The organism is Chryseobacterium gleum, from assembly GCF_900636535.1.
GTDB lineage: Bacteria > Bacteroidota > Bacteroidia > Flavobacteriales > Weeksellaceae > Chryseobacterium > Chryseobacterium gleum.
In genome coordinates this window covers 2877004-2901908 of record NZ_LR134289.1, presented here as the reverse complement: position 1 = coordinate 2901908, position 24905 = coordinate 2877004, and the positions used below count along the sequence as shown (strand labels likewise).

Below are 24905 nucleotides of genomic sequence, written 5' to 3'. Positions count from 1 at the left end.
GCATCATTGAAACTTTTGCTTCACCTTTAGAATCACAATCATAAATTTTCTTTAAATTCGTGTAAAATAAATTTTGATGAATATTCTTTTATTGGAAGATGATCTCATTCTGTCTGCGGAGCTTTGCAGATTTTTAGAATCAAATAATTTTAACTGTGATAAGATCTACGACGGGGAGACTTTTCTCCGCCAGATAAAAAATAATACCTATGATCTGTATCTGCTGGATATCAATGTTCCTAAAATAAACGGACTTGATGTTTGCCAGACAATCCGTTCTTTTGATAAAAATACCCCAATCATTATCATTTCTGCTTATGGAGATATCTCTGATAAAAAAGATGCTTTTACAAGGCTTGCTGATGATTATCTGGTAAAACCTTTTCAGTTTGAAGAGCTTCTTTTAAGAATCAATTCATTGTTGAGAAGAAAAGCTCCTTCTGATAATGCAGATCAGGATATTCTAAGAATTGATGACCTTATTATTAACAAGACAGAACAGAAGGTGTATCGTGGAGGAAATGAAATAACCCTTACGCTAAAAGAATTCCAGCTGCTGGTTTATCTTGCCGAGGCGCAGGGAAGAACAGTTTCCAAGCAGCAGATCACAGAACATGTCTGGGAACATAATTTCAATACGAATACCAATACGGTGGAAGTTTATATCAACTTTCTGAGGAAAAAGATTGATAAAGATTTTAAAATAAAACTGATCCACACCCGTTCAGGTTTCGGATACTACCTAAGTCCATTATAAATGTCTTTAAAAAGAAAGATAGCTTTAACGATCAGTATCGCCTTTTCATTACTTTTTGGAATGGTGATGGCGGTCATTTATTTATCTTTTAATGATTTCAGGAGAGATGAATTTAAAGAACGGTTCCGACAGAGACTTGAATTTACTTCCCATTTTATCTCAAAATCCAAAGACTTTGAAGAAGAAGCTCCCGTTTTTTTTAATGAGAATTCTGATAATATTCTTTTGAATGAAAAAATCTTAATTTTCAACGAGAAAAAAGAGTTAATCTACAGTACAATCAAAGATCGGAATGTTACCTGGGACAGCGCCATGCTGAAAGAGCTGGATAAAAAGAAAATCATTTATACCGAAAAAACAGTTCCGGAAATTTATGCAGCACTCAGGAATATTAATGGTGAAAACTATTATATCCTTACCAGCGCCTTTGATACTAACGGAAAATCCAAGCTGGGATACCTGAAATATCTTTTGATTACAGCTTATGTGATGAGTACCATGCTTATTGGGTTTTTCAGCTATTACTTTGTTGAGAAGTTTCTTCGTCCGCTGGAAGACCTTAACAAAGAAATTTCCGAGGTTACCGCTCATAAACTGACCACACAGATTCCTGTTGAGCAATCTAATGATGAAGTCAGCGTTCTAGCAAAATCTTTTAATACAATGATTGCAAGACTGGATGATGTATTTCAGTCACAAAAGGATTTTACGGCAAGTGCTTCGCATGAGATCCGGACTCCTATTACAAGAATGGCATTTCAGCTGGAGAATCTTATTAAATTCGAAGAACACTCACCGGAAACATTATCTTCTTTAAAACAAATTCAACGGGATATCTATCAGTTGTCAGATCTTACCAATTCGCTTTTGCTGCTGACAAAGTTTGATAAAGAAAATATTCAGAGCATTTATGAAGAAGTAAGAATTGATGAAGTAATTTTTGAAGCTTTTGAGGCTGTAGAAAAAAGTTATCCACAGCTTAAACTGGATTTCCTGATTAATGAAGACAGCTCCGAAAATGCGTTTCTGACGATAAAAGGAATCCAGTCACTCCTGGTGATTGTCTTTATCAATTTGTTCAAAAATGCTGCCGTTTATTCTGATAATACAGAAGTAAAAGTTTTGATTACCGAAACAAATGATAATCTTTCCATTGAAGTTATTTCCCATGGCAATACCATCCCTGAAGAAGAGCAGAGTAAACTGTTTGAAGCTTTCACAAGAGGAAACAATTCTCAGAATATTGCAGGATCAGGTTTAGGACTCAGAATTGTCAAAAGAATCCTGGAATATCATGATGCAGATATCATCTACTCTTCACCTGAAGAATACATAAACAGGTTTACACTATATTTTAAAAAATAAATTAAAGCAGCTGATCTGGAAAACAGTTGCTTTTTTTGTTAAACTCCCGATTAAATTTTTAATAAAAATATCAACGTTCCGGGAAAAAGATTTCTTTTTTTATTGATGAAGCTTTCATGAAACAGCCTGTTTAAGGCTATTTTAATTTTTTTTAAGCGTCATTTAAGTTTCTTTTAATCGCATCAAAGCAATTTTGTATTTTAAAAAGAAAAATAATGAACAGAATTGCAGTGCTGTGCCTCGCCGTTTCCTCGTTCATGGCGGCACAACAGCAGATGTCTCTTTTGGAATGTGAAGAAGCCTTTCAGAAGAACAACCTCCAGCTGCTCGCCGAACAATATAACATCAATATGGCTGATGCGGATATTCTGCAGGCTAAAATCTGGGAATTACCTCAGTTAAGCGGGCAGTTCAATGCCTATAATCCTCAGGATAAAAAGTTTTTTGATGTCGGACACTCAAAAGGAGCAGGAATTACACAATTGATTTATATGGGTGGTAAAAAGAAAAATGAAATCGCTTTTGCCAAATCCAATAAAGAACTGGCGCAGCTTCAGTTTTCCCAATTACTTGCCGACCTGAGAGCCCAACTCCGTTCTGCTTATTTTAATCTTTACTACGAAAAGCTAAAACTTGAAAATACCAACAGGCAGCTGGGATATATGAATGATCTTTTGAATGCATATCGTATACAGTCAGCAAAGGGAAACGTTTCTCTCAAAGATGCTGTAAGACTACAAAGTATTGTAATCCAGCTGAATCATGACAAACTTGAGATTAATAAAAATATTCTGGATTTCGAACAGAATTTAAAAGTCTTAACAGGTGTTTCAGAGGATATAGAACCAACAATGTCTGAGGCAGAAGCCAAAGAAGCTTTGTCAGCACAACCTTTTGGCGATGAAGAAGAACTTAAAAGTAAAGCTCTTGAGAATAATGCTGATTACCGGTACAATCTTAAACTCATTGATAACAGTAAGCTCTATGCGCAGTGGCAGAAATCTTTGAATGTACCGGACGTCACAGTAGGTGCTGCATGGGATCAGGCAGGAGGAACCTTTAATAATGAAGCAAATCTGACATTAGGAATTCCTTTACCTTTATGGAAAGCCAATCAGGGGAATGTGGAAAAAGCTAACTATGCTATTCAGCAGAATCAGAAAAATGCTGATTTTCAAAAACTGACCCTTGAAACCAAAGTGCAGTCTGCTTATAAAACCTGGAAAGCTCAGTATGACCAGCTACAGGATGTTAAAACCACAGATCTTCAGAATATGGAGCTTGTCTACACCGGAATGCTGAACAATTTCAGAAAAGGAAATGTGAATCTGATTGAGTTCACAGATTTTATGGACAGTTACAGGGAAACAGCCCTTCAGATCTATGATATGAAAAATGAGATCATGCAATCTGCAGAACAGCTTAATCAACTAGTACAAACGAAAATCTTCTATTAAAATCATGAAAACATATATTATCCCCGTATTGATGGTCCTTTCGTTAGCGGCCTGTTCAAAAAAAGAGGAAGAAAAAACCAACCAGGCCAAAAAAGGATTTGAATTAAGCAATACCATGTTGAATTCCATTTCCTTAGCCAAAGTTGAAAAAAAGAATATAGAAGATGAATACAGCTTTTACGGCAAAATCTCTGCAGACAAAAACAGCTATATAGATGTATACCCATTGGTAGGAGGAAACGTAATGAGTGTCAATGTGGAACTGGGAGATTATGTGAAAAAAGGGCAGGTTTTGGCTACTATCAGAAGTACTGAGCTTGCAGAAATCCAGAAAGATGTCAGTGATGCCAAAACCGATCTGGTAGTGGCAAAAAATAACCTTCGTGTTGCCAAAGAACTCTACGAAGGAAAGCTGAATACCGAAAGAGATGTTCTGGAAGCCAAAAGCCAATTACAAAAAGCCGAAGACCAATTGCAGAGAGCAACAGCGGTAAGTACTGTTTATAATGTGAAAACCGGAAACATATACAGTGTGGTGGCACCGATAAGCGGATACATTGTTCAGAAAAGTATCAATAAAGATATGCAGCTGAGAAGTGATAGGAGCGATAACATTTTTGATGTTGCCAATACCACCAATGTATGGGCCATTATGAATGTCAATGAATCTGATATCGATAAGATCAGCCTTGGAATGAAAGCTCAGGTTTCTACACTTTCTTATCCGGATAAAGTTTTTGATGGTAAAATTGATAAAATATTCAAGATTATTGATCCGCAGACCAATGCTATGCAGGCAAGGGTGGTCCTGGATAACGCCAACGGACTTCTGATTCCGGACAGTAAGGCAACGATAAAAGTTTCCAGTCTGGAAAGTAATACAACCTTAACGGTGCCTTCCAAAGCCGTCATCTTTGATGATAATAAAAGCTTTGTAGTGATTTTTAAATCCAGAACGGATGTAAAGATCAGAGAAATTAAAGTGCTAAAGCAGGTAGGTGATATCACTTATGTTGCCGACGGACTGAAAGAAGGAGAAGAAGTAATTACCAACAACCAGCTGCTGATCTACCGCTCACTGAACAGCTAATCTTATGAAACCCTTAAGAATGCTACATTTTTCTTTAACGGCTTTTTTAGGTCATCAATTTATCTGTCATGAATAAATTCATTAAAAATATAATTGCTTTTTCATTAAAAAATAAAGCATTTACCTTTATCTGGGTTGCAATTTTAGCCATCTCCGGATTTATAAGTTTCAAAAATATGCCTATTGAAGCTTTCCCGGATGTTACCAATACCCAGATCGTAATCATTACCCAATGGAATGGACGTAGTGCGGAAGAAGTAGAACGTTTTGTCACCACACCCATCGAATTGGCGATGAGCCCGGTTCAGAAGAAAACAAGTGTGAGAAGTACCACTATGTTTGGACTTTCTATTGTTAAAATTCTGTTTGACGACGGGGTGGATGATACTTTTGCCAGAAATCAGGTCAATAACCAGTTAAGAACCATTAGCCTTCCTGACGAGGTAGATCCCGAAGTACAGCCACCCTACGGGCCAACCGGGGAGATTTTCCGATATACATTGGAAAGTAAAACAAAAGATTCCCGGGCATTGCTTACTTTACAAAATTGGGTGATAGACCGTGCTTTAAGAGGGGTACCTGGTGTTGCCGATATCAATGTCTTCGGAGGGCAGGATAAAGTTTTTGAGCTGAGCATTGATCCCAGAGCACTGGATAAATATAATCTGACTCCGCTTCAGGTATATGATGCCGTTACCAAGAGCAATCTGAATGTTGGCGGTGATGTTATTGAAAAAAACGGGCAGGCTTATGTGGTAAGGGGGATTGGTTTGGTAAAATCAGTTGCGGATATTGGTAATATTACCATCCAGAATGACAGCGGAAACCCTGTGCTGGTAAAAAATGTAGCAGATGTTCATGAAAGCTCAATGCCAAGGGTAGGGCAGGCCGCGTTGAATCATCATGACGATACGGTGGAAGGAATTGTTGTGATGAGAAAAGGAGAGAATCCGAGAGAAGTTCTGGTAGGAGTAAAAGCTAAAATCAAAGAGCTTAACGAAAAAATTCTTCCCAAAGATGTCAAAATGGTCACTTTCTACGATAGGGACAACCTGATGGATTTTACCACTCATACCGTAATGCATAACCTTATTGAAGGAATTGTACTGGTAACGGTAATTGTTCTGATCTTTATGGCCGACTGGAGAACAACGCTGATTGTTTCCATCATCATTCCATTATCTCTGTTGTTTGCATTTTTATGCTTAAAACTGGCTGGAATGAGTGCCAATCTCCTCTCTTTAGGAGCGGTAGACTTCGGGATTATTATAGACGGAGCCGTCGTCATGGTGGAAGGACTCTTTGTGATGCTCGATCATAAAGCGCACCGGTATGGAACAGAGAAATTCAATAAACTAGCGAAAGGGGGCTGGATCAAGCAGACCGGTACCGGATTGGGAAAAGCCATTTTCTTTTCAAAATTAATCATCATTACTTCTCTGATTCCTATTTTTTCATTCCAGAAAGTAGAAGGGAAAATGTTCTCTCCGCTGGCCTTCACACTTGGGTTTGCATTAATGGGAGCACTGATATTTACTTTAACCCTGGTCCCTGTTCTTTCCCATATCCTTTTGAATAAAAATGTGAAGGAAAAAAATAACCCTTTTGTTAACTTCTGGGACAGAATCGTTTTAAAAGGCTTTAATTTCACATTTAAGCATAAAAAAACCAGTATGATCGTAGCGGTCTCCTTCCTGGCAGTTACTCTGTTTTCCGGAAAATTCCTTGGAACAGAATTTTTGCCGCAGTTGAATGAAGGTTCATTGTGGATTACTGCAGAAATGCCGATGAGCTCCTCACTGAAAGAATCTCTGAAAACCGCAGACCTTCTAAAGAAAGACATTATGAGCTTCTCTGAGGTAACCGATGTGCTTGCGCAGACCGGAAGAAGTAATGATGGGACGGATCCCAACGGATTCGGATTTGTACAGTTTGCAGTAAACCTCAAGCCAAGAGAAGAATGGAAACGTAAAATTACTTATGATGAACTGATTAATGAAATTGACAAAAAGCTCAGAAGCTACCAGGGAATTACTTTCAACTATTCGCAGCCTATTTCAGATAATGTGGCAGAAGCCGTAGCAGGCTTTAAAGCAGAAAACGGGATTAAAATCTACGGTGATAATCTGGAAACACTGGATAAGCTTGCTCATGAAGTTTTATTGAAAATCAAAGATGTGGACGGGGTAAAAGATCCCGGAATAATTAAAAATATCGGCCAGCCGGAAGTAAGTGTTGTTTTGGACAGAGATAAAATGGCAGCTTATGGAGTAATGCCGGCAGATGCGCAGGCTGTGCTGGAAATGGCTTTTGGGGGTAAAACTGCTTCGGAAATGTTTGATGGTGAAAGAAAATTCCCGATCCGTCTCCGGTATTCGCAGGAATACAGAACCGATGAAAACGACATTGCTTCTTTGATGGTTCCTACTCAGGATGGAGCCAAGATTCCTTTAAAGGAAATAAGTACGATTGTTAAAGATAACGGAGCTGCATTTATTTACAGAGATAATATCAAACGTTATATCGGGGTTAAGTTCTCAATCCGTGACAGGGACCTGGGAAGTACGATTGCGGATGCTCAGAAAAAAGTAGCAACCATTGAACTGCCGGATGGTTATTCCGTAGGATGGACCGGACAGTTTGAAAATCAGCAACGTGCCTCTCACAGACTTGCGCAGGTGGTGCCGGTGAGTATTCTCATGATCTTCTTTCTGCTGTTTATCCTGTTTGGAAATATTAGGGACTCGCTTCTTGTATTAGCTAACGTACCTTTTGCCTTAATCGGAGGAATTATCGCCTTGCATGTTACCGGAATCAATTTTGGAATCTCTGCCGGAGTAGGGATGATTGCCCTTCTGGGAATTTGTATCCAGAACGGAGTAATCCTTATCACAGAATTCCACCAGAATGTTAAAAACGGCCTTGATATAGATACTGCTATTTTAAATGGAGTGAAATCAAGAACAAGACCGGTGATTATGACTGCCCTTATGGCATCTATCGGGCTTATGCCCGCGGCGTTGTCTACAGGAATCGGTTCAGAATCCCAGAAACCTCTCGCCATTGTTATTATTGGAGGATTGATTACAGCAACCATGCTTACCCTGCTTATTTTCCCGATTATTTTCTGGATTTTCAACAGAACCAAAAAACTAAGCCAAATCTGATCTTATCTTTCATTTATATTAATTGAGCCTGGAATATTCTGTATTTCAGGCTTTTTAGTAAAAGGTTTCAGAAAGTTTTTTTCAATCCGGAAAAATGTGTAAATTTGCAGTCTCAATACGTTAAAATATAAGGTTTGTCCTTCACTGGATGAGAATATTGAAAGTTTTTTTAATAAAAAGTTTTTGGTATTTAAAAATTCATTATATTTGCACACCGAAAATTTGAAAAACAATAAATAAATAATTTTAAATCATGGCAAAGGAAACGTTTAATCGTAACAAACCACACTTGAACATTGGTACTATTGGTCACGTTGACCATGGTAAAACTACACTTACTGCAGCTATCAGTAGTGTATTAGCTAACAAAGGTCTTGCTGAGAAAAAAGACTTCTCTGCTATTGACTCTGCTCCAGAAGAAAAAGAAAGAGGTATCACTATTAATACAGCTCACATCGAGTACGAAACTGAAAACAGACACTATGCACACGTTGACTGTCCAGGTCACGCTGACTACGTTAAGAACATGGTAACTGGTGCTGCTCAGATGGATGGAGCAATCTTAGTATGTGCTGCAACTGATGGACCAATGCCTCAAACTAGAGAGCACATCCTACTTTGCCGTCAGGTAAACGTACCAAGAATCGTTGTTTTCATGAACAAAGTTGACATGGTGGATGATGCTGAGCTTTTAGAGCTTGTTGAACTTGAACTTAGAGATTTATTATCTACTTACGAATATGATGGAGATAACTCTCCAGTAATCCAGGGATCTGCTCTTGGTGCTCTTAACGGAGACGAGAAGTGGGTTAAAACTGTAGAAGAATTAATGGATGCTGTTGATACTTGGATCGAGCAACCAGTAAGAGATCAGGATAAGCCATTCTTGATGCCAATCGAAGACGTATTCTCTATTACAGGTAGAGGTACTGTAGCAACTGGTAGAATCGAGTCTGGTGTTATCAACACTGGTGATCCAGTTGATATCGTTGGTATGGGTGATGAAAAATTAACTTCTACAATTACAGGGGTTGAGATGTTCAGAAAAATCCTAGACAGAGGTGAAGCTGGTGATAACGTAGGTCTATTGTTGAGAGGTATTGAAAAAACTGACATCAAGAGAGGTATGGTTATCGCTAAGAAAGATTCTGTTAAACCACACAAAAAATTCAAAGCTGAGGTTTATATCCTTTCTAAAGAAGAAGGTGGACGTCACACTCCATTCCACAACAAATACCGTCCTCAGTTCTACGTAAGAACTACTGACGTTACAGGTGAAATCTTCTTACCAGAAGGTGTAGAAATGGTAATGCCTGGTGATAACTTAACAATCACTGTAGAATTGTTACAACCAATCGCTCTTAACGAGGGTCTTAGATTCGCGATCAGAGAAGGAGGTAGAACAGTTGGTGCTGGTCAGGTTACTGAAATCTTAGATTAATATCTTAAAATATAAAAGCTTCCGTAAGGAATCTCTTTACGGAGCTTTTTAACTACGGGCATCGTCCAATGGTAGGATACCGGTCTCCAAAACCGTTGATCAGGGTTCGAATCCTTGTGCCCGTGCAAATATAAATTATGAGTTCATTTGTCGATTTTTTAAAAGGTTCTTATAACGAATTCAGACATAAAGTTGAATGGCCAAAATGGGCTGACCTTCAGTCTTCTACAATTGTAGTGACTATTGCGACAGTGATTCTGGCTTTATTTACCTTTGGAGTTGATGAATTGTTTTCAAAAGCAATCAGCAACATAATAGGAATGTTAATCAACTTGTTTAATTAACAAAAAAGTATTTTCCCATAATGAGCGAATTGAAATGGTATGTGCTGAAAGCTATCAGCGGACAGGAAAATAAAGTGAAAAACTATATTGAGACAGAAATCAAACGTCTAGGGTTTGAGCAGTACGTTACTCAAGTGGTTATTCCTATGGAAAAGGTAATCCAGATTAGAAACGGTAAAAAAGTTCCTAAAGAAAGACCTTACTATCCTGGCTACTTAATGATCGAAGCTGATCTGATGGGAGAAATTCCTCACGTTATCAAGAATATTCCTGGAGTTATTTCTTTCTTAAGCTTAACAAAAGGAGGGGATCCTGTTCCAATGAGAAAATCAGAGGTTAACAGAATGCTTGGAAGAATGGATGAACTTTCTGAATTTGCAAGTGATGTTGAGATTCCTTATGTAGTAGGTGAAAACGTTAAAGTAATCGATGGACCTTTCAACGGTTTCAATGGTACAGTTGAGAAAATTCTTGAAGACAAAAAGAAAATTGAAGTTTCTGTATTGATCTTCGGTAGAAAAACTCCAATGGAACTAAGCTACATGCAAGTAGAAAAAGTTTAATATTATTTTATAAAATATAAGAAGACTGCTTAATAGCAGTCTTTTTTTATTTATAGAATTCTGGTATTTTACAGAGTTAAGTTCAGATAAAGACATTGTGAAGATGTATCCTTAAAGAAATTCAATGATGCTTTCTAAACTCTATAACATTAAGGTTGATTTTAAAATTCTAATATTCTATTAACTTATAATATATAGATATTTAATTTTCATAATTTTTCCCTGTCATTAGAGTTTTTTTAAGTTTACTTAAAATTATTTTGCTGTTGTTTAAAATTAATAACTCTGTTAAATGCTTATGGAGAATAGTTTACTTTAACATTTATATCACCATTTTGTGATTGTTTTTATTTTTTTGTAGAGATCACTTTCAAATCGGTTAATTCAATTTTGGATGGCATGTTTCTTGCAGCCAAGGTGTTAACTAATCCATTAATTTTATATTTTTAATTTCATACACTGCTTGCAGTTGTAGAATAATTTTCTGTTTTAAGTAGAAAATAAAAAAAATATAAAAAAATGGTTGGTTAAAAACACAAGTCTTATATAAACACATACCCAATGACAAAAATTATTTCGATGATCACTCTGGTGAGTACATCTGTGCTCGCGAACGCACAGGTTGGTATCAATACTGCGACACCTGAAAAGGAGCTTACAGTAAATGGTACGATGAAGACATCAGGAATTGTTTTCAAGCAGCCAATGGAAAAACTGAAAGCGGATGAGAATTACACTTTCATTATCAAATCGCCGGCTCCGGAGAACAAAATTACTGCTTATAATGACTCTTTTGTACCTAATTCACCGGCTCCCATTAACCTTATTCAGTTCAAGATTACGTGTGATCCTGCAGATAAAGATTGGGTGAATCAGTTTGATACAAAAATCAATTCTAAAAAATTTCTGGTAGTCATTTCTTCTTTTGGCTTTACACAACCTACAAGAACATTTTCCGCCAACTGGCTAACTCCTGTACCTCAGATTTTTGCCTATTCGTCGGGAGGAACATGGAAGCTGAAGGCTGATTATCAAGGATTCTCTCCGGATTCATCACTTCCTACCGGGGTTTGGACACTCAACCTGTTGGTATTTGACAGATCATATGCCAAGGATTTCAATTCTACACAAAACCTTAACTCTTCAGGAACGGGGGCTGCAGCAGCTCCATTAATTCAATAAAACATAAATTATTATATGAAAAAAATTATTGCGATACTCTTTACGGGTTTTGCTGCATTAAGTATGCATGCCCAAGTAGGAATCAATACAAATACGCCGAAAGGAACTCTTGATGTGGAAGGAGAAACATTGGTAGAGTCCTATTTGATAGATACGGAAAATACGAAGGCAGGAGGAAACTATCTTCTTCTTACCCGTTCAAAAGACAGCTCACCGGTAGGTAAAGTTAAGCTGCTGGATATAACGCTTCGTAATGTAGCGCCTGTAAATATGTATAATATTGTATTGAAAAATGTGAGACAGGATGAAGTTGTAAATCTCAATACAGGATTAGATGCGAGCAAATATGTTGTGGCTATTACAGGTGCTGTTTTTACAGAAGCGGTTTCAGCGGCAAATATGACAACAAATCCAAAATCGTACGGATCTTACTCTACAGAAATTACTCAGGTAATCAGTGGCGGTAAAAGTTACCATGCTATTAATTTAGCTTTTAAAGGGGCCGGAACTGTTTCATCTCAAAACGGTACATGGACGTTTACTTTAAATGTCTTTGAAAAATCATTAGTTAAAGACTGGGGAACTTTCAACGGTTCTGTTTCAGCATCAGCTTCGCCTGGCTATTCAGGAGTTTCAACCAACACACCTCTAGGACTTCAATAAAAAGCTATGAAAAGAAAAATTTATATCACAATAATCATGTGTCTGGGATTGTTTATAAATGCCCAGCAGGGAAAAGTAGGGATCAACACAGCAAATCCTACGGAAACACTTGATGTTAATGGTAAAACATATACCAATTCTTTATATCTGAGAAATCCGGGAGAGCCTACCATGTCGGGAGGTAGCTTTCTGGCAACTTCAGAAAATGCTTTGCAGCTATATGACCCAAATTTGGAAAGCAGCGGATTGTTTAATTACCTTAAACTTACCCTTACCGGAGTGCCAGGTACAGGAATTGAAGATTATGACACAAAGATAGACGCTAACAATTTCCTTGTTGTACTCCATAACTATTCATTCAAACTGAATGATGGTACGACCAGTGTAATGCTTGACTACGGAGATAACGGTATTAATGATAACAAACAGGGATCTCCTAATGTTGTTGCATTCAAAAGTAACGGGACATGGCATATCAGAGCAAAATTTACAGACAGCAGAATTATTGCTATGAATGCATCCACACCGTCAAGAACGTATAATAACTTTACCGTTGATCTGTATCTGATGGCATACAAAAGATTAATTGAAAAACAAAACATCAGTGATGTTAATGCCGATCTGGGAGGAAATGATGGCTCTACCCAGACGATTAATAAACCATCGGGTTTTTAACAGATTTTCCCGTAAGAATATATGAGACGGCTATTTAATTTTAAATAGCCGTTTTATTTTTATTACCCAGAATACTTAAGAATTTATTTCCGTGGGATAACAACTATTTTATAAAACTTTTTAAAAATCAGTAATTTCCATTTGCTATTTCAAAAATATTTTATACTTTTGCAGTCCAAAAAGTAGGTTTGTCATAGGTGAGTACGATAACCTACTGAATAATAAATGCTTCCAAACTCATTAATTATTCAAATTTAAAAAACAAACAATGGCTAAGAAAGTCTTTAAAATGGTAAAGCTTCAGGTGAAAGGTGGCGCAGCTAACCCTTCTCCACCAGTAGGTCCAGCATTGGGTTCTGCAGGTGTGAACATCATGGAGTTTTGTAAGCAATTTAACGGAAGAACCCAAGATAAGCCAGGGCAAGTTTTACCTGTAGTAATTACAGTATACGAAGACAAATCTTTTGAATTCGTTATTAAAACTCCACCTGCAGCAATCCAGCTAATGGATGCAGCTAAGATCAAGGGAGGTTCTGGTGAACCAAACAGAAACAAAGTAGGTTCTGTAACTTGGGAACAAGTAAAGAAAATCGCTGAAGATAAAATGGCGGATCTTAACTGTTTCACAATTGACTCTGCTCTTTCTATGGTTGCAGGTACTGCCAGATCTATGGGATTAAGAGTAACAGGAACTAAACCAACTAACGCTTAAAACTTAAAGAAATGGCAAAATTAACTAAAAAGCAAAAGGAAGCTTTAAGCAAAGTAGAAAAAGGAAGAATCTATAACCTTGAAGAAGGTTCAGCTCTTGTAAAAGAAGTGAACACTACAAAGTTTGATGCTTCAGTAGATATCGCTGTAAGATTAGGTGTAGACCCTAGAAAAGCAAACCAAATGGTAAGAGGTGTTGTATCTCTTCCTCACGGAACTGGTAAAGATGTTAAAGTTTTGGCTTTAGTAACTCCAGATAAAGAAGCAGAAGCTAAAGCTGCTGGTGCTGACTATGTAGGTCTTGACGAATATTTACAAAAGATCAAAGAAGGTTGGACAGACGTTGACGTTATCGTTACGATGCCAGCTGTAATGGGTAAATTAGGTCCATTAGGTAGAGTATTAGGTCCAAGAGGTTTAATGCCAAACCCTAAGTCAGGAACTGTAACCATGGAAATTGGTAAAGCAGTAACTGAAGTAAAAGCAGGTAAAATTGATTTCAAAGTAGACAAGTATGGTATCATCCATGCTGGTATTGGTAAAGTATCTTTCGATGCTGCTAAGATCAAAGAAAATGCTCAGGAATTAATCCAGACATTGATCAAAATGAAGCCAACTGCTGCTAAAGGAACTTATGTGAAGTCTATTTATTTGTCTTCTACAATGAGCCCGGGTATTGCAATTGATACTAAATCTGTTAACTAATATTTAATCCTAAAACAATGACAAAAGACCAAAAAGTTGTAGCAATACAAGAGATCAAAGATTTGCTTCAGGATGCAAAAGTAGTATACGTAGCAGATTTAGAAGGTTTGAACGCTGGTAAATCTTCAGATTTCAGAAGACAGGCTTTCAAGCAAAATATCAAAGTGAAAGTTGTTAAAAATACACTTTTACAAAAAGCAATGGAGCAAATTGATGGAGTAGATTACTCTGAAATGTTCCCATCTTTCAAAGGAAACTCAGCGTTGATGATTTCTGAAACAGCTAATGCTCCTGCGAAATTAATCCAAGGATTCAGAAAGAAAGAAGAAAAGCCGGCTTTGAAGTCTGCTTTCGTTCAGGAAACTTTCTATATTGGTGACAATAACCTGGATATGTTGGCTAACATCAAGTCTAGAGAAGAAATGATCGGTGAAATCATCGGATTACTTCAGTCTCCAATCCAGAGAGTTGTTTCTGCTCTTCAAAACAAACCTGAAACTGTAGAAGCTAAAGCTGAAGAAGCTGCTCCTGCTGTTGAAGAAACTCCTGCTGCTGAAGCTCCAGAAGCTGCTGCAGATAGCACTGAAGAAACAAGTGCTGAATAATTACACTCAAAAAATTAAATAAATAATCAACAAAAACATTACAACAATGTCAGATTTAAAAAATTTAGCTGAAACGCTAGTAAACCTAACTGTAAAAGACGTAAACGAATTAGCTGCTATCCTTAAGGATGAGTACGGAATTGAGCCAGCTGCTGCTGCTGTAGTAGTTGCAGGTGGAGCTGCAGGTGAAGCTGCTGAAGAAAAAACTGAATTCGACGTAATTCTTAAGTCTGCAGGTGCTTCTAAATTAGCTATCGTTAAATTAGTAAAAGATTTAACAGGTGCTGGTCTTAAAGAAGCTAAAGATATCGTAGACGGTGCTCCAGCTCCAATCAAAACTGGTGTATCTAAAGACGAAGCTGAAGCTCTTAAGAAGCAATTAGAAGAAGCTGGTGCTGAAGTAGAATTGAAATAATTTCAATTTTATTATAAATATAGAAGCCCGGGCAATACGCCCGGGCTTTTTTTGTTGTAAATTATTGTAAATCTGTGTTTTAATTTATAATTGTATTCGATTATTGTTAACTCCTGTTTTGTTATATTTTATTATGATTGGTTATTTGGTTGAAAATAACAGATTATTTTATATTTTATTTATCTATTATTTGTTTTGTGTAAATTTTTATTAATAAAATATATTTTTGATTGAAAAAATATTATATTTGTAAAGGAAAAACACACATAATTGGATAGAAATTATTTTCTTTCTTATAGTCATAAGATAATACTTCTGTTGCTGCTGGTGGCTGTGGGAAAACTAAATGTTAAACTTATATCTGTAACTGATGGTAAAGATGTTTTACTTTATTGTGCAGATATACATACTCAGCGATGCATAACTGATGTTTCGGTTCATCATGGGGTGGATGGCACAGTTTTACATAAATCTGCTGATCATAATTCAGTCAATTCACTGTGTTCTGGCTCACAGCATCATCTTTCTCTTTCTAATCATCTTTTTATCGAGATTTTACTTGTTAAAAATATAAAGACTATTGCTAATCATAATGATCTGATATTTTTGCATCTTTTCGGAAGACGAAATACTTTTTTCAACTTTAAGGAATACGGAAACTTTAATATTAATTCAGCCAGGCTCATTGATGGGTTTAAATTTATTATTAAAATTCCCGATAAGCTGATTCATACAATTAACCATTAATTCTGAACAATTTACGGTGTTTTTGTTGTGAAATATTCGTTATTTCATTTATTGTCAGATGAAATCTGCTATAATTTTCATTTTTAAAAGCGCATATAAAACATCATATATCATTAGAAATGAAAGATAAATAAGTAGAACTAGTTCTTTTACAGTTGGTTTGTTAATTAACGCACAGATAGGGATTAATTCATCCTTACAAAGCTTCTTTTGATATTGCAGGATCACCTTTCAATAGAAGTAAAACTTGAAGGAGGATTGCTTCCAGGAGTACAGAAGTAGAATTAAAATCTAAAAATTACTAGGCAAGGATAGTACGGTTTAGTTAAAACAGATAGATTAAATCAAAAATAAAATCTTATAAGGTTATTGTGAAATAATCATAAGATTAGCTTGTGTTGTGGAGGGGTTGCTCATCGTTGGCAGCCTCTCTTATTTTAAAAGCCTCAAAATGAGATGATTTATTTGTTATTGTGGATAACTTTTTGTATCTTTGCCCCTCTTTTGGCGCGAAAAATTGTTTGTAAATTTATAAAATACTGAAAATCAGCTCTTTCATTGTGTAAAGCATGGAAGGGATTTCTTGTATATAAATACAGCAGAATTACTGCCTCAAAAGTAAGAAAAATATTTTGCATTACGCTGTGAAAAGATATACCAGTGTTGCAGTTAGAAAGAGCCGGGTACAAAGGAGAAAGAGCATAAGGTCTTTCGTGAGCGCCAAAAACACTTCTACCTTTACTTTTGCCTTGTTTCTCGTTCTTTTCTGATATTTTTTAATGAATCAAAATATTTTTTAACCCTTTCTTAAAAGTTTTATGAGTAAAACAAAATCAACAACTCAAGGAAATCCGAGAATTAATTTCTCATCAGCGAAAGGAAAAATCATCACTCCTGACTTTTTGGATATCCAAATCGAGTCTTTCAGAGAGTTTTTCCAGCTTGATACACTTCCTGAAGCCAGAAAGACAGAAGCTCTTTACAAGACTTTCCAAGAGAATTTCCCAATTACGGATTCAAGAAACCAGTTCGTATTAGAATTCTTAGACTATCTGGTAGATTCTCCACGTTATTCAATTGATGAGTGTGTGGAAAGAGGACTTACTTATTCAGTTCCTCTAAAAGCTAGACTTAAATTGTATTGTACTGACCCGGAACACGAAGATTTCCAGACTGTGGTTCAGGATGTATATTTAGGTCCGGTTCCTTATATGACGCCGAGTGGTTCTTTCATCATCAACGGTGCTGAAAGAGTTATCGTTACGCAGCTTCACCGTTCACCTGGTGTATTCTTCGGACAGACTTACCACGCAAACGGAACCAAACTTTACTATTCAAGAATTATTCCTTTCAAAGGATCTTGGATGGAATTTACAACAGATATCAACAGCGTAATGTACGCGTATATCGACCGTAAGAAAAAATTACCATTAACAACTTTATTAAGAGCGATCGGGTATGAGTCTGATAAGGATATCCTTCAGATCTTCGACCTTGCTGAAGAAGTGAAAGTTTCTAAAGCTGCCCTTAAAAAAGTGGAAGGGAGAACATTGGCTGCGAGAGTATTGAACACATGGTTCGAAGACTTCGTAGACGAAGATACAGGGGAAGTAGTTTCTATCGAAAGAAACGAGATCATTCTGGATAGAGAAACCATCTTGGAAAAAGAACACTTAGATCTTATCCTTGATGCTGGAGTGAAATCAATTCTTATTCACAAAGAAAACAGCAACGAATTCTCTATCATCCAGAATACATTACAAAAAGACCCTACCAACTCTGAAAAAGAAGCGGTAGAGTACATTTATCGTCAGTTAAGAAACGCAGATCCGCCAGATGAGGAAACTGCAAGAGGAATCATTGAAAAATTATTCTTCTCTGAGCAGAGATATTCTTTAGGTGAAGTGGGACGTTACAGATTGAACAAAAAATTAGGTCTTAACATTCCTACTACAACTGAGGTTCTTACAAAAGAAGATATTATTGCTATCGTAAGACACCTTATCGAACTTGTTAACTCTAAAGCTGAGGTTGATGATATTGACCACTTATCAAACAGAAGAATTAAAACTGTTGGTGAGCAATTAGCAGGACAGTTTGGTGTAGGTCTTTCAAGAATTGCAAGAACAATCAAGGAAAGAATGAACGTTAGAGATAACGAAATCTTTACTCCGCTTGACCTTGTAAATGCAAAGACATTAACATCTGTAATCAACTCATTCTTTGGTACCAACCAGCTATCTCAGTTCATGGACCAAACCAACCCTCTGTCAGAGATCACTCACAAGAGAAGATTATCTGCACTGGGACCTGGTGGTTTATCAAGAGAAAGAGCAGGTTTTGAGGTTCGTGACGTTCACCATACTCACTATGGAAGAATTTGTCCGATTGAAACTCCGGAAGGACCAAACATCGGTTTGATTTCATCTTTAGGAATTTATGCGAAAATCAACAACCTAGGTTTCATCGAAACTCCATATAGAAAAGTGGAAAGTGGTAAGGTTGATCTTAACGCTGATCCTATTTACTTAAATGCAGAAGACGAAGAAGCTAAGGTAATTGCTCAGGCAAACGTTGAATTGAGCGATAACGGTGATTTCGAAACAGACAGAATTATTGCAAGATTGGATGGTGATTATCCGGTAGTAGAACCTAATCAGGTAGACCTTATCGACGTAGCACCAAACCAGATTTCCGGTATTTCCGCTTCATTGATTCCATTCCTGGAGCATGATGATGCGAACCGTGCATTGATGGGATCTAACATGATGCGTCAGGCCGTTCCTCTATTGAAGCCACAGGCTCCGATTGTTGGTACAGGGCTTGAGCAACAAGTTGCAAGAGATTCAAGAATTTTAATTAACGCTGAAGGTACAGGTACAGTACAGTACGTAGATGCTGACAAAATCGTAATTAAGTACGAAAGAAGCGAAGACGAAGATTTAGTACAATTCGAGTCTGCTACTAAAACATACAACCTTACCAAGTTCAGAAAAACCAACCAGAGTACAACCATTACCCTAAGACCAAACGTAAGGGTAGGTGATGTAGTGGAAAAAGGACAAGTACTTTGTGACGGTTATGCTACTGAAAAAGGAGAATTGGCTCTTGGTAGAAACTTAGTGGTAGCGTTCATGCCTTGGAAAGGATACAACTTCGAGGATGCGATCGTAATCAACGAAAAAGTTGTACGTGAAGACTGGTTTACTTCAATCCACGTAGATGAATATTCTCTTGAAGTTCGTGATACCAAATTAGGTATGGAAGAGCTTACAGCAGATATTCCAAACGTATCTGAAGAAGCTACCAAAGATCTTGACGAGAACGGTATGATTAGAATCGGTGCTGAAGTGAAGCCTGGAGATATTATGATTGGTAAAATCACTCCAAAAGGTGAATCAGACCCGACTCCTGAAGAAAAACTTCTTAGAGCAATCTTCGGTGATAAAGCTGGTGATGTGAAGGATGCTTCATTGAAAGCTGACTCTTCATTAAGAGGAGTTGTTATCAACAAGAAATTGTTCTCCAGAAATATTAAAGACAAAAAGAAAAGAACTGAAGAAAAACTTAAACTTGAAGAGATTGAAAACACTTACAAGGCTAAGTTTGACGAGTTGAGAAATACTTTAATTGAGAAATTAAATACACTGGTAAGCGGTAAAACTTCTCAAGGGGTACACAATGACCTTGATGAAGAGATCATCGGTAAAGGTGTGAAATTCACTCACAAGTTATTAACTTCAGTTGAAGATTATGTAAACGTTAGCGGTTCAGACTGGACAGTAGACGCTGACAAGAATGAATTGATCAAACAATTGATTCACAACTACAAAATCAAATATAACGACATCCAGGGAGTTAAAAACCGTGAGAAATTTGCTATTTCAATCGGAGACGAGCTTCCGGCAGGTATCATGAAGCTGGCTAAAGTTTACATCGCTAAGAAACGTAAACTGAATGTAGGGGATAAGATGGCAGGACGTCACGGTAATAAAGGTATCGTATCAAGAATCGTTCGTGAAGAAGATATGCCATTCCTTGAAGACGGAACACCGGTAGATATCGTATTGAATCCACTTGGGGTACCTTCACGTATGAACATCGGACAGATTTATGAAACAGTTCTTGGATGGGCTGGTCAGAAACTGGGAATGAAGTTCGCTACACCAATCTTTGACGGAGCAACTCTTGATCAGATTACTGAATATACAGACAAGGCTGGTCTTCCTAAATTCGGTCACACTTACCTTTATGATGGTGGTACCGGAGAAAGATTTACTCAGGCTGCGACTGTAGGTGTTATTTACATGCTGAAACTAGGACACATGGTTGATGACAAAATGCACGCGCGTTCTATTGGTCCTTACTCATTGATTACTCAGCAGCCGTTAGGAGGTAAGGCTCAGTTCGGAGGTCAGAGATTCGGAGAGATGGAGGTTTGGGCACTTGAAGCATTCGGTGCATCTAACATCCTGAGAGAAATCCTGACTGTGAAGTCGGATGACGTGATTGGTAGAGCAAAAACTTATGAAGCAATTGCTAAGGGTGAATCTATGCCTGAACCAGGTATTCCGGAATCATTCAACGTATTACTTCACGAGTTACAAGGTCTTGGACTAGACGTAAGATTGGAGGAGTAAATTAAAGATTTAATTACTAAAAATTAAAGAATTAATAAACTCCGAGATGATAAGAGCGAAAGTGTAAAGCTTTCAATCTTTAATCTTTATAATCAAAAATAAAATTATGTCAAATAAAAATAAATCAAGTAGATTTAATAAAATAACCATCGGTTTAGCTTCACCGGAGTCTATTTTACAAGACTCAAGAGGGGAGGTTTTAAAACCGGAAACTATTAACTACAGAACTCACAAACCTGAAAGAGACGGGCTATTCTGTGAGAAAATCTTTGGTCCTGTAAAGGATTACGAATGTGCTTGTGGTAAATACAAGAGAATTCGTTACAAAGGGATCGTTTGTGACCGTTGTGGAGTAGAAGTTACTGAGAAGAAAGTAAGAAGAGAGAGAATCGGGCACATCAACCTTGTAGTTCCAATTGCACACATCTGGTATTTCCGTTCATTACCAAACAAAATCGGATACCTTTTAGGAATTCCTTCTAAGAAATTAGATATGATCATCTACTACGAAAGATATGTAGTGATCCAGCAGGGTATTGCTAAAAAATTAGACGGTTCTGATTTTGAAAACATGGAATTCCTTACAGAAGAAGAGTACCTGGATATCATGGAAACTCTTCCTGTAGAAAACCAGTATCTTGATGATTCTGATCCAAACAAATTCATCGCCAGAATGGGTGCTGAAGCTGTGGAAGATCTTTTAAAAAGAATCGATCTTGATGCATTGTCTTTCGACTTGAGACACAAAGCTCACAACGAAGGTTCAAAACAAAGAAGAACAGAAGCTCTTAAAAGATTGAACGTTGTAGAGGCATTAAGAGGTGCCAATACAAGAATGATCAACAGACCGGAGTGGATGATCATGCGTGTACTTCCTGTTATACCACCAGAACTAAGACCATTGGTTCCATTGGATGGAGGACGTTTCGCTACTTCTGACTTAAATGACCTTTATAGAAGAGTTATTATCAGAAATAACCGTTTGAAGAGACTATTGGAGATCAAAGCTCCTGAAGTAATCTTGAGAAACGAGAAGCGTATGCTTCAGGAATCAGTAGATTCATTATTCGATAACACAAGAAAATCTTCTGCAGTAAAATCTGAATCAAACAGACCATTGAAATCACTTTCTGATTCATTGAAAGGTAAGCAAGGTCGTTTCCGTCAGAACCTACTAGGGAAAAGGGTTGACTACTCTGCGCGTTCGGTAATTGTTGTAGGTCCGAACCTACAGCTTCACGAATGTGGTATTCCTAAAGATATGGCAGCTGAACTTTACAAACCGTTCATCATCAGAAAACTGATTGAAAGAGGTATTGTAAAAACAGTAAAATCTGCAAAGAGAATTATCGACAGAAAAGAACCGGTAGTTTATGATATCCTTGAAAACGTGATGAAAGGTCACCCGGTACTATTGAACAGGGCACCTACTCTTCACAGGCTGGGTATTCAGGCTTTCCAACCTAAGATGATCGAAGGTAAGGCAATCCAGCTACACCCGTTAGTAACTACGGCCTTCAACGCCGATTTCGATGGTGACCAGATGGCGGTACACTTGCCGTTAGGACCAGAAGCGATCCTTGAAGCTCAGTTATTGATGTTAGGTTCTCAGAACATTCTAAACCCTGCAAACGGTTCTCCAATTACGGTACCATCTCAGGACATGGTTCTTGGTCTTTATTTCATGACCAAACAGTTGGATTCAACTGAAACTATGAAAGTAAAAGGTGAAGGTCTTGCATTCTATTCTCCTGAAGAAGCGGAAATTGCTTATGCAGAAGGAAAAGTTTCTCTAAATGCTAAGGTAAGATGTAAATTACCTGTTAAGGAAAACGGAGAAATCGTAACAAGACTGATCGAAACTACTGTAGGTAGAATTTTATTCAACCAGATTGTACCTAAGCAGGTAGGATATATCAATGAACTTCTTACCAAGAAATCATTGAGAAACGTTATCGGTAAGATCCTTGCTGATACAGATTTCCCTACAACTGTGAAGTTCTTGGATGCAATGAAAGATCTAGGGTATTCAAATGCATTCAAAGGAGGTCTATCGTTCTCTCTTGGAGATATCGTAGTACCTGTGGAGAAAAAGCAGATGATTGCACAATCAATTGAAACTGTAGACGAAATTAGAGCTAACTATAACATGGGTCTAATTACCGATACAGAACGTTATAACCAGGTAATCGACGTTTGGACAAACACCAACGCCGGATTAACTGAAATGATCATGAGCAGAATGAAAACTGACCAAGGTGGTTTCAACTCTGTATATATGATGCTTGACTCTGGAGCGAGGGGTTCTAAAGAACAGATCCGTCAGTTATCAGGGATGAGAGGTTTGATGGCAAAACCGCAGAAAGCCGGTTCTACCGGAGCGGAGATCATCGAAAACCCGATCCTTGCGAACTTTAAGGAAGGTCTTTCGATTCTAGAGTACTTTATCTCTACCCACGGTGCCCGTAAAGGTCTTGCGGATACCGCTCTTAAGACAGCCGATGCCGGTTACTTAACGAGAAGATTGGTAGACGTTGCACAGGACGTTATCGTTACAGAAGACGACTGTGGAACATTAAGAGGTACAGAAGTTACTGCACTTAAGAAAAATGACGAGATCGTTGAAAAAATCTCTGAAAGAATCTTAGGTAGAGTATCTTTACATAATGTTTACGATCCTGAAACAGATGAATTAATCACTGAGGCTGACCAGGTAATTACTGAGCAATTAGCGAAGAGAATTGAGGAGGCTGGATTAGAAGCTGTTGAGGTTCGTTCACCATTAACTTGTGAGGCTAAGAAAGGTATCTGTGCGAAATGTTACGGTAGAAACTTAGCAACAGGTAAGATGATCCACATGGGTGAAGCGGTAGGTGTAATTGCAGCACAATCAATTGGGGAGCCAGGTACTCAGCTTACGTTGAGAACTTTCCACCAGGGGGGTACTGCAGGAAACGTATCGGAAAACCCATCTATCGTTGCAAGAAGAGATGGTATCGTTGAAATGGATGAAGTAAGAACAATTACTTCTGAAGATGAAAACGGTAATACTGCTGAGGTTGTGGTTTCCCGTTCAACAGAATTCAGATTAGTTGCTGATAATGAGTCAAGAACTCCATTAATGGTAGCTAACGTACCTTACGGATCGATATTATCTGTAAAACCAGGTGATAAAGTGAAGAAAGGAGATACAATCTGTAGATGGGATCCGTATAACGCGGTTATCATTGCTGAAACTTCAGGTAAGGTAGAATACGAGGATATCATCCAAGGTATTTCATTCCAGCTTGAAATTGACGAACAGACAGGATTTGAAGAGAAAGTAATTTCTGAATCCAGAAATAAGAAAGCCGTACCTACCTTGAAAGTGGTAGACTCTAAAGGAGTTGAGCAAAAAGCTTACAACTTACCGGTAGGAGCCCACTTAATGGTTAACGATGGTGAAAAAATTAAGGCGGGTAAAGTCTTAATCAAGATCCCGAGAAAATCTGCAAAAGCAGGGGATATCACCGGAGGTCTTCCGAGAGTTACCGAATTATTCGAAGCAAGAAACCCTTCAAACCCAGCGGTTGTTACTGAAATCGACGGGGTAGTTTCTTACGGAAAAATCAAGAGAGGTAACCGTGAACTTATTGTTGAGGCTAAAACTGGTGAAAGAAAGATTTACCTGGTAAAACTTTCCAACCAGATTCTTGTTCAGGAGAATGACTTCGTAAGAGCAGGTTCTCCGCTTTCTGACGGTTCTATCACACCGGAAGATATCTTAAGAATTAAAGGTCCAACAGCTGTTCAGGAATACTTAGTAAACGAGATTCAGGAAGTTTACCGTCTACAGGGGGTAAAAATCGACGACAAGCACTTCGAAATTATCGTAAGACAGATGATGACGAAAGTATCTATTGTAGATGGAGGTGATACTCAGTTCCTTGAAGGAGCTCTTGAGCACAAGTATGATTTCTTGGAAGAAAACAACAGAGTATTTGGTCTTAAAGTAGTAGTAGATGCTGGTGATTCTAAAGAATTCAAACCAGGTCAGATGATTACTGCAAGAGAATTAAGAGATGAAAACTCTAAGTTGAAGCGTGAAGATTTAGCATTGGTAGAAGTAAGAGAAGCTCTTCCTGCTACAGCAACTCCTGTACTGCAAGGTATTACAAGAGCTGCCCTTCAGACTAAATCATTCATGTCTGCAGCATCGTTCCAGGAAACCACTAAAGTTCTTAACGAGGCAGCAGTTGCTGGTAAGATAGACGATCTTAACGGTCTTAAAGAAAATGTAATTGTAGGACACAGAATTCCTGCAGGTACAGGTCTTAAAGAGTATCAGAACGTTATTGTAGGTTCTAAGAAGGAATTCGAAGACCTTAACTAAAATTAA

Annotated in this window: 18 protein-coding genes and 1 tRNA gene; all 19 read left to right on the top strand. The window is 37.6% G+C overall.

The features are described from left to right. The first annotated feature begins 76 nt into the window (after nt 1-76). The 19 genes from EL165_RS13200 to rpoC all read left to right on the top strand — a co-directional run bounded on the left by EL165_RS13200 (nt 77) and on the right by rpoC (nt 24899). A complete protein-coding gene (locus EL165_RS13200) occupies nt 77-757 on the top strand; it encodes a response regulator transcription factor (RefSeq protein ID WP_002976395.1) in 681 nt (226 codons plus the stop codon). Next, entirely contained in the window at nt 758-2122 is a 1365-nt protein-coding gene (locus tag EL165_RS13195; RefSeq protein WP_002976398.1) for a HAMP domain-containing sensor histidine kinase, read from the top strand. Nucleotides 2123-2337: 215 nt separating this feature from the next. Next, nucleotides 2338-3579, top strand: a complete 1242-nt coding sequence (locus EL165_RS13190; protein ID WP_002976400.1) for a TolC family protein — start codon at nt 2338-2340, stop codon at nt 3577-3579. A gap of 4 nt (nt 3580-3583) precedes the next feature. After that, complete coding sequence (locus EL165_RS13185) at nt 3584-4669, top strand: efflux RND transporter periplasmic adaptor subunit (protein ID WP_002976402.1); 1086 nt, start codon at nt 3584-3586, stop codon at nt 4667-4669. Nucleotides 4670-4737: 68 nt separating this feature from the next. Then, complete coding sequence (locus EL165_RS13180) at nt 4738-7836, top strand: efflux RND transporter permease subunit (RefSeq protein WP_002976404.1); 3099 nt, start codon at nt 4738-4740, stop codon at nt 7834-7836. A gap of 253 nt (nt 7837-8089) precedes the next feature. Continuing rightward, entirely contained in the window at nt 8090-9277 is a 1188-nt protein-coding gene (gene tuf / locus EL165_RS13175) for an elongation factor Tu (RefSeq protein WP_002976407.1), read from the top strand. Nucleotides 9278-9331: 54 nt separating this feature from the next. Further along, nucleotides 9332-9402: transfer RNA gene (locus tag EL165_RS13170), tRNA-Trp, on the top strand. 12 nt (nt 9403-9414) lie between these two features. Beyond that, entirely contained in the window at nt 9415-9621 is a 207-nt protein-coding gene (secE, locus tag EL165_RS13165; protein WP_002976410.1) for a preprotein translocase subunit SecE, read from the top strand. Between the two features lie 20 nt (nt 9622-9641). Next, nucleotides 9642-10184 (top strand): transcription termination/antitermination protein NusG, encoded by a 543-nt coding sequence (gene nusG / locus EL165_RS13160; protein WP_002976412.1) that lies wholly within the window; start codon nt 9642-9644, stop codon nt 10182-10184. 561 nt (nt 10185-10745) lie between these two features. Next, nucleotides 10746-11366: a hypothetical protein gene (locus tag EL165_RS13155; protein ID WP_002976414.1), complete on the top strand. Its 621-nt coding sequence runs from the start codon at nt 10746-10748 to the stop codon at nt 11364-11366. A 15-nt stretch (nt 11367-11381) separates the two neighbouring features. Beyond that, nucleotides 11382-12029, top strand: coding sequence for a hypothetical protein (locus tag EL165_RS13150; RefSeq protein ID WP_002976416.1), 648 nt, complete (start codon nt 11382-11384; stop codon nt 12027-12029). A 6-nt stretch (nt 12030-12035) separates the two neighbouring features. After that, a complete protein-coding gene (locus tag EL165_RS13145) occupies nt 12036-12704 on the top strand; it encodes a hypothetical protein (RefSeq protein ID WP_002976418.1) in 669 nt (222 codons plus the stop codon). Nucleotides 12705-12972: 268 nt separating this feature from the next. After that, nucleotides 12973-13416 carry a 50S ribosomal protein L11 gene (gene rplK, locus EL165_RS13140; RefSeq protein ID WP_002976420.1) on the top strand — a complete coding sequence of 148 codons (444 nt, stop codon included), beginning with the start codon at nt 12973-12975 and terminating at the stop codon, nt 13414-13416. Nucleotides 13417-13427: 11 nt separating this feature from the next. Beyond that, nucleotides 13428-14120 (top strand): 50S ribosomal protein L1, encoded by a 693-nt coding sequence (rplA, locus tag EL165_RS13135; protein WP_002976422.1) that lies wholly within the window; start codon nt 13428-13430, stop codon nt 14118-14120. Between the two features lie 17 nt (nt 14121-14137). Beyond that, nucleotides 14138-14725 carry a 50S ribosomal protein L10 gene (gene rplJ, locus EL165_RS13130; protein WP_002976423.1) on the top strand — a complete coding sequence of 196 codons (588 nt, stop codon included), beginning with the start codon at nt 14138-14140 and terminating at the stop codon, nt 14723-14725. A gap of 46 nt (nt 14726-14771) precedes the next feature. Further along, nucleotides 14772-15140 carry a 50S ribosomal protein L7/L12 gene (gene rplL / locus EL165_RS13125; RefSeq protein ID WP_002976426.1) on the top strand — a complete coding sequence of 123 codons (369 nt, stop codon included), beginning with the start codon at nt 14772-14774 and terminating at the stop codon, nt 15138-15140. A gap of 270 nt (nt 15141-15410) precedes the next feature. Beyond that, nucleotides 15411-15887, top strand: coding sequence for a hypothetical protein (locus EL165_RS13120; RefSeq protein WP_041461376.1), 477 nt, complete (start codon nt 15411-15413; stop codon nt 15885-15887). 818 nt (nt 15888-16705) lie between these two features. Continuing rightward, a complete protein-coding gene (rpoB, locus tag EL165_RS13115; RefSeq protein ID WP_002976434.1) occupies nt 16706-20527 on the top strand; it encodes a DNA-directed RNA polymerase subunit beta in 3822 nt (1273 codons plus the stop codon). 106 nt (nt 20528-20633) lie between these two features. Next, nucleotides 20634-24899: a DNA-directed RNA polymerase subunit beta' gene (rpoC, locus tag EL165_RS13110; RefSeq protein ID WP_002976435.1), complete on the top strand. Its 4266-nt coding sequence runs from the start codon at nt 20634-20636 to the stop codon at nt 24897-24899. Nucleotides 24900-24905: the final 6 nt, after the last annotated feature.

Excerpts from the sequence above, each read along its gene's own strand:
- EL165_RS13200 (WP_002976395.1), top strand. The coding sequence starts at position 77 with ATGAATATTCTTTTATTGGAAGATGATCTCATTCTGTCTGCGGAGCTT.
- EL165_RS13195 (WP_002976398.1), top strand. The coding sequence starts at position 758 with ATGTCTTTAAAAAGAAAGATAGCTTTAACGATCAGTATCGCCTTTTCA.
- EL165_RS13190 (WP_002976400.1), top strand. The coding sequence starts at position 2,338 with ATGAACAGAATTGCAGTGCTGTGCCTCGCCGTTTCCTCGTTCATGGCG.
- EL165_RS13185 (WP_002976402.1), top strand. The coding sequence starts at position 3,584 with ATGAAAACATATATTATCCCCGTATTGATGGTCCTTTCGTTAGCGGCC.
- EL165_RS13180 (WP_002976404.1), top strand. The coding sequence starts at position 4,738 with ATGAATAAATTCATTAAAAATATAATTGCTTTTTCATTAAAAAATAAA.
- tuf (WP_002976407.1), top strand. The coding sequence starts at position 8,090 with ATGGCAAAGGAAACGTTTAATCGTAACAAACCACACTTGAACATTGGT.
- secE (WP_002976410.1), top strand. The coding sequence starts at position 9,415 with ATGAGTTCATTTGTCGATTTTTTAAAAGGTTCTTATAACGAATTCAGA.
- nusG (WP_002976412.1), top strand. The coding sequence starts at position 9,642 with ATGAGCGAATTGAAATGGTATGTGCTGAAAGCTATCAGCGGACAGGAA.
- EL165_RS13155 (WP_002976414.1), top strand. The coding sequence starts at position 10,746 with ATGACAAAAATTATTTCGATGATCACTCTGGTGAGTACATCTGTGCTC.
- EL165_RS13150 (WP_002976416.1), top strand. The coding sequence starts at position 11,382 with ATGAAAAAAATTATTGCGATACTCTTTACGGGTTTTGCTGCATTAAGT.
- EL165_RS13145 (WP_002976418.1), top strand. The coding sequence starts at position 12,036 with ATGAAAAGAAAAATTTATATCACAATAATCATGTGTCTGGGATTGTTT.
- rplK (WP_002976420.1), top strand. The coding sequence starts at position 12,973 with ATGGCTAAGAAAGTCTTTAAAATGGTAAAGCTTCAGGTGAAAGGTGGC.
- rplA (WP_002976422.1), top strand. The coding sequence starts at position 13,428 with ATGGCAAAATTAACTAAAAAGCAAAAGGAAGCTTTAAGCAAAGTAGAA.
- rplJ (WP_002976423.1), top strand. The coding sequence starts at position 14,138 with ATGACAAAAGACCAAAAAGTTGTAGCAATACAAGAGATCAAAGATTTG.
- rplL (WP_002976426.1), top strand. The coding sequence starts at position 14,772 with ATGTCAGATTTAAAAAATTTAGCTGAAACGCTAGTAAACCTAACTGTA.
- rpoB (WP_002976434.1), top strand. The coding sequence starts at position 16,706 with ATGAGTAAAACAAAATCAACAACTCAAGGAAATCCGAGAATTAATTTC.
- rpoC (WP_002976435.1), top strand. The coding sequence starts at position 20,634 with ATGTCAAATAAAAATAAATCAAGTAGATTTAATAAAATAACCATCGGT.